Source organism: Nocardioides fonticola, from assembly GCF_039536805.1.
In the GTDB taxonomy this organism is placed as follows: Bacteria; Actinomycetota; Actinomycetes; order Propionibacteriales; family Nocardioidaceae; genus Nocardioides; species Nocardioides fonticola.
On record NZ_BAAAZH010000001.1, the window covers coordinates 297,654 to 309,693 of the forward strand.

The window sequence follows — 12,040 nt, forward strand, 5'->3', positions numbered from 1 at the left end:
GTGGACTCCGCCGTCGACGCCGTCCGACGCCGTCTCGCCGAGCGGATCGCCGCCGGGTCGCTGAGCCCCGGCGAGCGCCTGGGCGCCGAGCGCGACCTCGCCGAGGAGCTCGGCGTCAGCCGCGCCACGCTGCGCTCGGCCCTGGCCGAGCTGGCCGCGACCGGGCTGGTGCGCCGCACGCCGGGTCGTGGGGGCGGCACCTTCGTGGCAGGCAAGGTGACCCGGGATCTGAGCAGGGTCGTCGGCGTGCCGGCGATGCTGCGCGAGCAGGGCTTCGTGGCCGGGTCGCGCATCGTGGCGGCGTCGCTGCGCACCGCCGACGACGCCACGGCCGCGGGGCTCGGCATCAAGACCGACGACCTCGTCGTCGAGCTGGTGCGGGTGCGGTTGGCCGACGCCATCCCGATCTCCCTGGAGTACGCCAGGTTCCCCGCCCTGCGCTTCCCCGATCTTCTCGAGCACCCGCTGGGCGGCTCGATGTACGCCCTCCTCGAGCAGCGCTACGGCGTCACGCCTGTCGCGTCGGTGGAGCGCATCGAGGCGGTCGAGGCGGCGCCCGACGTCGCGGGACTGCTGGAGGTCGAGGTCGGCTCCCCGCTGCTGGCGGTCACCCGCACGACCCGCGACGCCGACGGCGTCGCCTTCGAGCACGCCCACGACCTCTTCCGCGGCGATCGCACGGCGATCACGGTGCACACCCGCCCCGACGGCAGCACGGTGGCGGGTCGCGAGGACGTCGCCGGCGGCGTCAGCCGGGCAGGGCGTGCGGACCGTCCTTGAGGTCGACCCCCGAGCGTCCGAGCCGGCGGGCACCGGCGACGAGTCCGGCGATGGTCCGGGCGGCTCCGGCGTAGGTCTGCCCGTCGGGCGGGTGCACGTTCGAGACGCAGTTGCGCTCGGCGTCGGTGCGCCCGGGCCGCGGGTGGTGGGTGAGGTAGATGCCGAGGCTGTCGGCCACCGAGAGCCCGGGACGCTCCCCGATGATCACGAGCACCGTCTCGGCACCGAGGGCCTCGCCGACGTGGTCGCCCAGGGCCACCCGGGCCTGGGTCGCCACGATCGGTGCCGCGACGACCAGATCGGGAGCGAGGTGGTCGAGGATCGCCTCCAGCAGGCCGACCGCATGCTCGCGGACGGCGCGCGGGGAGAGGCCGTCGGCCACGACGAGCGCGACGTCGACGCGCGCCGCGGCGTCGACGCCGGCGTCCGGTCGCACCCGGGCGACGGCATCGCGCAGGGCCTGCTCGCCTGCCGGCACCCGTCCGAGATCGGGACGCCGCAGGTACTCGGCCCGGTCGGCGGCCCGGCTGGGCAGGTGGGCCGCCCAGCCCGCGCCCGGGGGCAGGGGCAGCTGGGGCAGCAGTGCCGCGACGTCGAGCGGCTCGTGGACGGCGTCGCGGGCAGCGGCGTGGGCCGAGGCCAGCTCCAGCACGCGCGCGGTCGGCAGCGAGGTGCCGACCCGGCCGAGCCCGATGCGGGCCTGGGTGAGTCCGCGCAGCGGGGCCCAGGGGTCCTCGATCTCGCGCTCGAGGGGTCCGGGGGCCGTCATCGCAGACCTCCGGCGAGCGCGCGCAGCGGCGAGACCGGGAGGTCGGCCGGCGCGACGGCACCGCGCTCGTCGAGCATGCCCTGACGTTCCAGCCATCGCTCGAACTCCGGCGCTGGCCGCAGGCCGAGCACTCGGCGCGCGTAAAGCACGTCGTGGAAGGAGAGCGACTGGTAGCCGAGCATGACGTCGTCGGAGCCGGGCACCGCGATCACGAAGTCGGCGCCGGCGACCCCCAGCATCGTGAGCAGCACGTCCATGTCGTCCTGATCGGCCTCGGCGTGGTTGGTGTAGCAGACGTCGACGCCCATCGGCAGACCGAGCAGGCGTCCGCAGAAGTGGTCCTCCAGCCCGGCGCGCAGGATCTGGCGGCCGTCGTAGAGGTACTCGGGACCGATGAAGCCGACCACGGTGTTGACCAGCAGCGGTCGCAGCTCGCGAGCGACGGCGTAGGCCCGCGCCTCCAGCGTCTGCTGGTCGACCGGCAGCCCGCCGGTGCCGAGGTGGGCGCCCGCGGAGAGCGCGGAGCCCTGGCCGGTCTCGAGGTACATCACGTTGCTGCCGACCGTGCCGCGCCCCAGCGAGCGGCCGGCCTCCTCGGCCTCCCGCAGCAGGGCGAGGTCGACGCCGAAAGAGCGGTTCGCGCCCTCGGTGCCGGCCACCGACTGGAAGACGAGGTCGACCGGATACCCCTGCTCGATGAGCCCCAGGGTGGTCGTCACGTGGGCCAGCACGCACGACTGGGTGGGGATCTCGAAGCGCCGCCGCATCTCGTCCAACTGCACGAGCAGGCGTCCGGTGACCTCCGGGGAGTCGGTGGCGGGGTTGATGCCGATGACGGCGTCCCCGCACCCCATGAGCAGGCCGTCGAGGGTCGCCGCGGCGATGCCGGCGGGGTCGTCGGTCGGGTGGTTGGGTTGCAGCCGCGTGGCGAGGGTGCCGGGGGCGCCGATGGTGGTGCGGAAGCCCGTCGTCGTGCGCACCGCGGAGGCCACCAGCACGAGATCCTGGTTGCGCATCAGCTTGGAGACCGCGGCCACCATCTCGGGGGTGAGCCCGGCGGCGTAGGAGGCCAGCAGCCGCGCGGCGTCGGGGCGCACCGCCACCTCGAGGAGGTGGTCGCGCAACCCGCCGACGGTGAGGTGCGCCAGGGGCGCGAAGGCGATCGGATCGTGGCGCTCGAGGATCAGCCGGGTGACCTCGTCGGTCTCAAACGGCACCACCGGCTCCTCGAGGAACCGGTCCAGCGGGACGTCGGCCAGCGCCCAGGCGGCCGCCACCCGCTCCTCCTGGGACGCCGCCGCGCAGCCGGCCAGCTCATCGCCGGAGCGACGCGGACTGGCCTTCGCCAGCAGGTCGACCAGCCCCGTGAAGCCGTAGGTGGTGCCTCCCAGCACCTGCCGGTAGCGATGCCGGTGCCCGCTCACGCGCGCCTCCTCGATCGACGGACGGTCCGTGCGCGGCGGTCGGTCGACCGCCGTGCCGACCACTCTCCCTCGCGCCGAAGACGCAGCCGCGACCGGCGGGTTTCGCCGTCGTTACCGGTCGAGCGCGGTGGCGCCTATCGCTCGCCGCCGTGCAGGAACGCCTGGAGCGCGAGGGTCGCAGCGCCGTGCGCCCAGGCCTCGAACGGCAACGGACGCACGATGAGCTCGGCGTGGATCGCCTGCCCGTAGGCCTGCTCGACGTAGCCGGCGCGCATGGACTCGCGGATGACGTCGAGGGCGACCAGACCCTCGCCGGTGAGCACGACGCTCTGCGGCCCGAAGAGGTTGACGACCGAGGCGATGCCGCGTCCCAGGGCGTGGCCGGCGTCGCGGAAGACCTCGGCCACCCGCTCGTCGTCGGCCGCCAGCGCGACGGCGTCCTCGAGGGTGGCGACGGGGGCGCCGGTGACGGCCTCGACGTCGCGCAGCAGGGACGGCGTGGTGGCCACGGTGTCCAGGCAGCCGTGGCCGCCGCAGTGGCAGGGCCGGTCGCCGGCCACCGGCAGGTGGCCGAGCTCGCCGGAGACGCCGTGGACGCCGGCGAGCAGCTGCCCCTGGTAGGAGAGCGCGCAGCCGATGCCCGCGCCGACGGTGACCACGGCGAAGGAGGTGCGCCCGACGCCGGCGCCGAACCACCGCTCCCCCGCGGTCAGCGCCCGCACGTCGTTGTCGACGGCGACCGGAAGGCCGAGGCGTCCGTGCACCAGCGGCGCGAGCCGGACGCCGTGCCAGCCCAGGAAGTGGGAGTAGGAGACCAGGCCGGTGTCGTCGACGCCGCCGGAGATGCCGATGCCGACGTGCCGCAGCCGGCTGGCGTGCTCGGGGTCGGCGCACAGCTTCTCGGTGACCTCGACGATCACGTCGAGCACATGCTCGACCTCATGGGTCTCGAGTTCCTGCGAGGCGACGCCGCGCACGTGACCCGACAGGTCGACCAGGACGCCGAGCACCTCCGAGCCGGTGACCTTGAGACCGACGACGAAGGCGGCGTCGCCGACGACCTCGACCCGACTGGCCGGACGGCCCAGGCCGCCGGTGCCGGTCGGCCCGACCTCGCGCAGGTAGCCGGCCGTCGTCAGCGGGTTGACGACCTTGGTGACCGCCGCCGAGGTGAGGCCGGTGCTGCGCGCGAGATCGGCCCGCGACTGGGCACCCTCGGTGATCAGCGCGGTCAGCACCGCCACCGTGCCCGGGCTGGACGACGGCAGCCCCTTCACCTGTCGGCTCACGGGGCCACCGTAGCGGCGCGCCGGCGCATCGGGGGCGGCGCTCAACCCTTCGTCGACCCCAGGGTCAGGCCGGCGACGAACTGGCGTTGGAGCACGAAGAACACCAGCAGCACCGGCAGCGCGATCAGCACCGATCCCGCGGAGAGCAGGTTGTAGTCGGTGAAGAACTGGCCCTTGAGGTTGTTGAGCGCGGAGGTGATCGGGAACTTGTCGCCCCGACCGCCCAGCAGCACGGTCGCCCAGAAGAACTCGTTGTAGACCCAGGTGGTCTGCAGGGTCGCGAGCGCGGCGAGCGCCGGGCGCACCAGCGGCATGGTGAGCTGCCAGTACTGCCGCCACACGCTGGCGCCGTCCACCTCCGCCTGCTCGTAGATCTCACGCGGCAGGGTCTTCATGTAGTTGCTCAGGACGAAGGTGCAGAAGCCCATCTGGAAGGCCACGTTGATGATGATCAGACCCCAGTAGCTGCCCAGCAGGTGGCCCGAGTCGCTCATCCAGTACGGCAGCGGCACGACGCGGTAGATACGGAACACCGGCACGAGCAGCGCCTGCGGCGGCAGCAGGTTGGCGGCCAGGAAGAAGCCGAGCAGGGCCAGGTTGAAGCGGTAGCTGAACCGGGCGAGCACGAAGGCCGCCAGCGAGGAGAGGAACAGGGTCAGGACGACGGCCGGCACCGTGATGATGAGGCTGTTGACGAAGTAGTGCCCGAGGCCGGCGTCCTCCCACACCCGCTGGTAGTTGTCGAAGGTCCAGCCGCCGAAGGAGGCGTAGGAGTGGTCCTGGGTGTACTGGTAGTCGCGGAACGAGCTCAGCACCGCCCAGAACAGCGGGAAGATCCACAGCAGCGCGAGGATCCCGACGAGCACGGTGGCGGTGGTGCCGCGGGAGCTCTTCATCGGTCCCGCTCCTCTCGGAAGACGACGCGGAGGTAGAGGGTGATGAAGACCGAGGAGATCACCATCATGATGACGGCGAGCGCCGAGCCGAAGCCGTAGCGGCTGGCCTCGCCCACCACGTTCTGGGCCACGAGGGCGCCGATCAGCTCCAGGCCGTTGGTACCGCGGTTGATGACCCACACCAGGTCGAAGGCGCGGATCGACTCGATCACCACGATGACGACGACGATCATGTTGATCGGTCGCATCACCGGGAAGACGATGCGGAAGAAGGTCTGCACCTCGGTCGCACCGTCGACGGCCGCGGCCTCGCGCAGCGAGGGGTCGACGCCCTTCAGGCCGGCCAGGTAGATGAGCATGATGTAGCCGGTGTGGCGCCAGGCGGTCGCGACCAGCGCCGCCCACAGGTTGACCTTCGGGTCGCCGTACCAATCGACTTGTGAGTGGAACACCTCGTTGATCAGGCCCTGGTCGCGCGAGTACATCAGCTGCCAGATGAAGCCGGTCAGGGCGAGGGAGAGCACGACCGGCATGTAGAACGCCGTCTGGTAGAAGCGTCCGAACCGCATGTTCTTGTCGAGGACGACGGCCAGGAACATGCCGAGCAGCGTCGGGCCGAGGAACAGGAAGCCCAGCCAGATGAGGTTGTGGCGGATCGCCGGCCAGAAGGGCGGGTAGATCGTGACGATGTCGTGGTAGTTCTGCGTGCCGACCCACTGGATGGTGTCGATGGGTCCGATGCCGTTCCAGACGCCGAAGGAGAGGATCACCGACAGCACGGCCGGGAACCAGACCAGGGCGAGCACGAAGACGGCCGGGAGGAGCGCCATGGTCATGACGACCGCCCGGTCGCGTCCGTTCAGGCGACGCCGCAGCGAACGCCGTCCCGGACGCTTGCGGCGGCCCGAGCCGCCGCGCACGTCGAGAGCATCAGCCACCGAAGATCGACACCTTCTGCTCCTGCAGGCTCTTGGTGACGCCGTCGATGTCGTCGGGCGACTTGAGGAACTGCTGGAGCGAGGGGATGACCACGGTCGAGGCGAAGTCCGAACGCGTGTCGCGGTCGAGGAACTGCGCGATGTCGGTGGCCTGGTTGACCACCTCGACCGACTTCTGCTGGAGCGCCGAGTAGACGCTGGTGTCGGCGCCGGAGTTGGCGGCGATGAACGGGGTGTTGCCCTTGTTCGCGGCGTCGGCGGCCTGGGCGGTGCCGAGGAACTTCATCATCTCCTTGGCTCCGCTCTGGTTGCGGCCGGCAGCGGCCACGCAGAAGCCGTCGATCGGGGCGTCGAGGGCCGTCGCGCCGATCGAGGAGTCGAGCTCGGGGAAGGTGAAGAAGTCGAGGTCGTCCTCCTGGTCGGCGATCGCGTCGACGACGAAGGTGCCCAGGAAGTACATGCCGCACTCCCCCTTGCCCATCGAGGTCGCCGCCTCCTGCCAGGTACGGCCCAGCGGGTCGGCCTGGTGGTAGGGCAGCAGCCCGCGCCAGGTGTCGAAGACCTGCTTGACCTCGGCGGAGTCCCAATCGGATTCGCCGGCCATCAGGCTCATGTGGAAGTCGAAGCCGTTGATGCGCATGTTGAGGATGTCGAAGGTGCCCATCGCCGGCCAGCCGTCCTTGTCGGCGAAGGCGAAGGGCGTGATGCCGTCCTTCTGCATCTTGGTCATGAGCGTGGTCAGCTCGGCCAGCGTGGTCGGCGGCTCGTAGCCACGCTTCTCGAAGGTCGACTTCAGGTAGAAGACCGCCCAGGGGTAGTAGCTGGCCGGCACGAAGTACTGCTTGCCGTCGGTGGCCGTGGAGGCCTGCTTGAAGCTGTCGCCGAGTCCGTCGATGGGCCACACGTCGCTGACGTCGGAGATCAGGCCCGACTCGGCGAACTGGTTCATGCGGAAGCCGGCGAACCAGGTGAACACGTCGTCCGGGCTGCCCTGGAGGTAGGTGTTGATGTTCTCCTGGAAGGTGTTGTGGTCGACCGCGTTGAGCGCGACCTTGGTGCCCGAGGACGCCGTGTAGGCGGCGGCGACCGCGGCGAGGCGGTCGTAGGCCGGGCCGGAGCCCTTGGCCTCGTTGATGCCGAACTTCACCGAGCTGCCGGCACCCGAGCCGCCGCCGCTGTCGTCGCCGCCGCAGGCGGTGAGCAGCGCCGGGGCGCCGAGCATCGTCGCTCCCAGCAGCGATCCCTGGAGGAACCGACGGCGGGTGGCGGCGGCCGTGACGACCGCCGACGGGGGGAGCTGCTGCCCGAAAGGTGAACGGGATCGCGACATGGGAACCTCCGTTTGACAACACTTAGGTTTAAGTGGACGAATAGTCCGCGTGACCGCGGTCACATGTCAACCCCGACCCGCCGGAACCGCTCCAGGAAGCGAGCACCAGCCGTGACTCCAGCCGGAAGCCCCGCCGTGTATGCCACTCCCGGTGCGCCGCAGGCGCCCGCCGGACCAGACCAGCGCCCGCGCTGGCGGCCCTCGGCGATCGCGTTCGGCGGCGACTACAACCCCGAGCAGTGGCCGCGCGAGGTGCACGCCGAGGACGTCGTCCTCATGCGGGAGGCGGGCGTCGACCTCGTCACCGTCGGGGTCTTCTCCTGGGCGCTGATCGAACGCTCCCCCGGGGTCTTCGACTTCGGCTGGCTCGACGAGGTGCTCGACCGGCTGCACGCCGGCGGCATCGGCGTCGACCTCGCCACCGCGACGGCGTCCCCGCCGCCGTGGTTGGCCCACCGCCACCCCGAGATGCTGCCCCGCACCGCCGAGGGCACCGTGCTGTGGCCCGGCGGACGCCAGGCCTACTGCCCCAGCTCGCCGGTCTACCGCGAGCACGCCCTGCGGCTGTGCCGGGCGATGGCCGAGCGGTACGCGGGCCACCCGGCACTGCGCATGTGGCATGTCGGCAACGAACTCGGCTGCCACAACGCCTTCTGCTACTGCGATGTGAGCGCCGAGGCCTTCCGCACCTGGCTGATCGATCGGTACGGCGACATCGAGGAGCTCAACCGGGCGTGGGGCACGGCGTTCTGGTCCCAGCACTACTCGAGCTTCGAGGAGGTGCTGCCCCCGCGTGCCGTCACCGCGATCGCGAATCCCACGCAGCAGTTGGACTTCCGGCGCTTCTGCTCGGCCGAGCAGCTGGCCAACTTCGTCGCCGAGCGCGACGTGCTGCACGAGCTCTCCCCCGGCGTCCCGGTGACGACGAACTTCATGGTCACCGAGCACATCCGGGCGCTGGACTACCACCGCTGGGCGCGGGAGGTCGACGTCGTCAGCAACGACCACTACGTCATCGCCGCCGACCCGGAGGGCTACCGCGAGCTGGCGTTCTGCTCCGACCTCACCCGCGGTCTCGCGGACGGCGGGCCGTGGCTGCTCATGGAGCAGTCGACCAGCGCGGTCAACTGGCAGCCGCGCAACGTGGCCAAGCAGCCGGGCGAGCTGCTGCGCAACAGCGTGCAGCACGTGGCGCGGGGCGCGGACGGCGTCCTGTTCTTCCAGTGGCGCGCCTCGCGGGCCGGCGCGGAGAAGTTCCATGCGGCGCTGGTGCCGCACGCCGGCACCGACTCCAAGATCTGGCGCGACGTCGTCCACCTCGGGCAGGTGCTCGACCGCCTCGACGAGGTCGTGGGCGCGTACACCGAGAACGACGTGGCGATGCTCTTCGACTACGAGGCGTGGTGGGGCTGCGAGCTCGACTCGCATCCGAGCATCGACGTCACCTACCTCGACCGCTCGCACGCCGTGCACCGCTCGCTCACCGACCTCGGCGTCGGCGTCGACGTCGTCCACAGCAGCGCCGATCTCACGGGCTACCGGCTGATCATCGTGCCGACCCTCTACTGCCTCACCGACGACGTCGCCGCCCGGCTCGACGCGGCCGCCCGGGCCGGCGCGACGGTGCTCGTGACGTACTTCAGCGCGATCACCGACGAGGTCGACCACGTGCGCCCGGGGGGCTACGGCGCTGCGCTGGCGCCGCTGCTCGGCGTCCGGATCGAGGAGTTCTTCCCGCTCCGCAGCGGCGAACGGGTGACCCTCGACGACGGTTCGCAGGCCGATGTCTGGACCGAGCAGCTGCTCGTCGACGACGCCGAGGTGCTCGCCCGCTACGCCGACGGACCCGTCGCCGGTGCCCCTGCGATCACCCGCCGCGCCCACGGCGAGGGCGCGGGCTGGTACTGCTCGACGCGTCTGGAGCAGACCGCGCTCGACCGTCTCGTGGCGCGTGTCGTGGCGGAGGCGGGCGTCGTGCCGCTCGGCCCGGGGCGTCCGGGGGTGGAGTTCACCGAACGCACCGCCGAGGACGGCCGACGCTGGCTGTTCGTCGTCAACCACACCGCCGAGGAGGTCGCCGTCCCCGTCGAGGGTCACGACCTGGTCGCCGACGCCGCCTTCTCCGGCACCGTCCCCGCCCGCGGCGTCGCGGTGGTGCGGCGATGAGCAGGGTCGGAGTGCCGGTGGTCGAGGTGGGAGGCGCCCCAGCGCCGACCCGCGAGACCCCCGCACCCACCCACGACGGTGCCCACCGCGCGCGAACCCCTCACCGGGACTCGCGGCTCCTCGCTGGCGCTCGTCGCACCTCGACCACCGGACACCCGACACGACGAGCGGAGGTGACGCGATGAGCGAGCGCAGCGAGCTCATGACGGATGCCGTCATCGCGACCGGAGCGCCAGCGGAGGTGACGCGATGACCGAGCGCAGCGACGAGCACGTGACGCATCTGCACCTGCGTCGCGCCGGGACGAGCCTGGTGGTCTCGCTGCCGACCGACGGACTGCCGGCGATCCTGCACTGGGGCGCCGACCTCGGTGCCGACCTCGACACCGAGGCCCTCGCCCGGGCCACGGCGGTCCCCTACGTCGACTCGGTGGTGATGCTGACGCCGTCGGTCGCGGTGCTGCCCCAGCAGTCGGCGGGCTGGCTGGGCCGTCCGGGCCTCCTGGGCTCCCGGGAGGGACGCGACTGGTCGCCGACCTACGCCCTCGCCACCCACCACGTCGAGGACGACGGTGCCGACGCCCGCACCACCGCCCTCGTGCGCAGCACGGCGATCGACGCCGTCTCCGCACTGCTGGTGACGACCGAGCTCGAGCTGACCCCCGAGGGACTGGTGCGACTGCGCGCCGGCGTCCGCAACACCGGGACGGCGCCCTACGCCGTCGAGTCGCTGCTGCCCGCCCTGCCGGTGCCGGCGCACGCCGACGAACTGCTCGACCTGGCCGGGCGCCACAACGGCGAGCGGGTGCCGCAGCGGCGTCCGTTCGACATCGGATCGTGGGTGCGCGAGTCGTGGGGCGGGCGCCCGGGCCACGACTCCGCGACACTCCTGTGCGCGGGCCGCGCGGGCTTCGGCTTCCGCTCCGGCGATGTGTGGGGCGTGCATCTGGCGTGGAGCGGCGACCAGGTGCTGAGCGCCGAACGCACGCACGCCGAGCGGCGCCTGCTGCGCGGCGGCGAGCTGCTGCTGCCCGGCGAGATCCGGCTCGACCCGGGCGAGGAGTACGTGTCCCCCTGGCTGCTCGGCTCGTGGGGCGAGGGCCTCGACGCCCTGTCGGCGCGCTTCCACCGGCACCTGCGGGCCCGCGTCTCGCACCCGGCGTCCCCGCGCAAGGCCCTGCTGAACACCTGGGAGAGCGTCTACTTCGACCACGATCTCCCGACGCTGCTGGCCCTGGCCGAGCGGGCGGCTCGGGTGGGCATCGAGCGGTTCGTGCTCGACGACGGCTGGTTCCGCGGACGCACGGGCGACCACGCCGGGCTCGGCGACTGGAGCGTCGACCCCCAGCGGTGGCCCGACGGGCTGCACCCGCTCGTCGACCGCGTGCACGGGCTGGGCCTGGAGTTCGGCCTGTGGGTCGAGCCGGAGATGGTCAACCTCGATTCCGACCTCGCCCGCTCCCACCCCGACTGGCTGCTCAGCACTGCCCACGGTCCGGGCCCGGCGTCGCGGCAACAGCACGTGCTCGACCTCGGCCACCCCGAGGTGTTCGCCCATCTGCTGGAGCGGCTCTCGGCGATCGTGGGCGAGTACGGCGTCGCCTTCTTGAAGTGGGACCACAACCGGCCACTCGTCGCGGCCGGGCACTCCCCCGACTTCACACCGGGCGTGCACCGACAGACGCTGGCCGCCTATGCGCTCATGGACGCGCTCAAGGAGCGGCATCCCGGGTTGGAGATCGAGTCCTGCAGCGCGGGTGGCGCGCGGCTCGACCTCGGCGTGCTCGAGCACACCGACCGGGTCTGGGTCTCCGACTGCATCGACGCCCACGAGCGCCACCGCCTCGTGCGCTGGACCGGCCTGCTGCTGCCGCCGGAGCTGATGGGCACCCACATCGGCGGTCGCCCCGACCACACGACCGGTCGCTCCCACACCTTGGAGTTCCGGGCCTCGACGGCGCTGTGGGGGCACTTCGGGGTCGAGTGGGACCTCACCACGCTGAGCGACCCCGAACTCGACGATCTCGCGGCCTGGGTGGCGGTCTACCGCGACCTGCGGGGCCTGCTGCACGGCGGGGACGTCGTCCGCGCCGACCTGGCCGATCCCGCACTCCAGCTCGACGGCGTCGTGGCGCCGGACGGGTCGGATGCCCTGTTCCGGCTCTCCGCCCTCGACCGCACCCTCACCCAGCCCGCGGGCCGGGTCCCGATGCCGGGTCTCGATCCCGATCGCACCTACCTGGTGCGCGCCCAGACTCCCGGCGATAGGGCGGCGCGTCCGGGTCGGGGCCGGGTCGGGTGGCTGGACGGCGTCCGGCTGACGGGGCGGCAGCTCGCGGTCGTCGGTCTCCAGGCGCCGCTGCTGCGCGTCGACGAGAGTGTGCTGATCCGGGCCACCGCCGTGGACTGAGCACTGGGCACGGAGCCGCTGCGACTGGGAGCATCCTCG

Annotated in this window: 9 protein-coding genes; 3 read left to right on the forward strand and 6 right to left on the reverse strand. The window is 72.1% G+C overall.

Going from position 1 to position 12,040, the window contains the following annotated elements; genetic code table 11:
• Positions 1-780 carry a GntR family transcriptional regulator gene (locus ABD671_RS01380; RefSeq protein WP_344731397.1) on the forward strand — a complete coding sequence of 260 codons (780 nt, stop codon included), beginning with the start codon at positions 1-3 and terminating at the stop codon, positions 778-780.
• Here the strand turns inward: ABD671_RS01380 and eutC are convergent.
• The 6 genes from eutC to ABD671_RS01410 form a co-directional block, all read right to left on the reverse strand.
• Entirely contained in the window at positions 749-1,549 is an 801-nt protein-coding gene (gene eutC, locus ABD671_RS01385) for an ethanolamine ammonia-lyase subunit EutC (RefSeq protein WP_344731398.1), read from the reverse strand. The two genes, ABD671_RS01380 and eutC, sit on opposite strands and share 32 nt — an antisense overlap.
• Entirely contained in the window at positions 1,546-2,973 is a 1,428-nt protein-coding gene (locus tag ABD671_RS01390) for an ethanolamine ammonia-lyase subunit EutB (protein ID WP_344731399.1), read from the reverse strand. Before ABD671_RS01390 ends, eutC begins: the two co-directional genes overlap by 4 nt.
• 134 nt (positions 2,974-3,107) lie before the next feature.
• Positions 3,108-4,262, reverse strand: coding sequence for an ROK family protein (locus ABD671_RS01395; RefSeq protein WP_344731400.1), 1,155 nt, complete (start codon positions 4,260-4,262; stop codon positions 3,108-3,110).
• 41 nt (positions 4,263-4,303) lie between these two features.
• Entirely contained in the window at positions 4,304-5,158 is an 855-nt protein-coding gene (locus ABD671_RS01400) for a carbohydrate ABC transporter permease (RefSeq protein ID WP_344731401.1), read from the reverse strand.
• On the reverse strand, positions 5,155-6,096 hold the full coding sequence (locus tag ABD671_RS01405; RefSeq protein ID WP_344731402.1) for a carbohydrate ABC transporter permease: 942 nt from the start codon (positions 6,094-6,096) through the stop codon (positions 5,155-5,157). The genes ABD671_RS01400 and ABD671_RS01405 overlap by 4 nt, the downstream gene beginning before the upstream one ends.
• Positions 6,089-7,426 carry an ABC transporter substrate-binding protein gene (locus tag ABD671_RS01410; RefSeq protein ID WP_344731403.1) on the reverse strand — a complete coding sequence of 446 codons (1,338 nt, stop codon included), beginning with the start codon at positions 7,424-7,426 and terminating at the stop codon, positions 6,089-6,091. Before ABD671_RS01410 ends, ABD671_RS01405 begins: the two co-directional genes overlap by 8 nt.
• Before the next feature lie 135 nt (positions 7,427-7,561).
• Here ABD671_RS01410 and ABD671_RS01415 point away from each other — a divergent pair, with 135 nt between their 5' ends.
• Positions 7,562-9,592, forward strand: coding sequence for a beta-galactosidase (locus tag ABD671_RS01415; RefSeq protein ID WP_344731405.1), 2,031 nt, complete (start codon positions 7,562-7,564; stop codon positions 9,590-9,592).
• A 249-nt stretch (positions 9,593-9,841) separates the two neighbouring features.
• Positions 9,842-12,001: an alpha-galactosidase gene (locus ABD671_RS01420; RefSeq protein ID WP_344731406.1), complete on the forward strand. Its 2,160-nt coding sequence runs from the start codon at positions 9,842-9,844 to the stop codon at positions 11,999-12,001.
• The last annotated feature ends 39 nt before the right edge of the window (positions 12,002-12,040 follow it).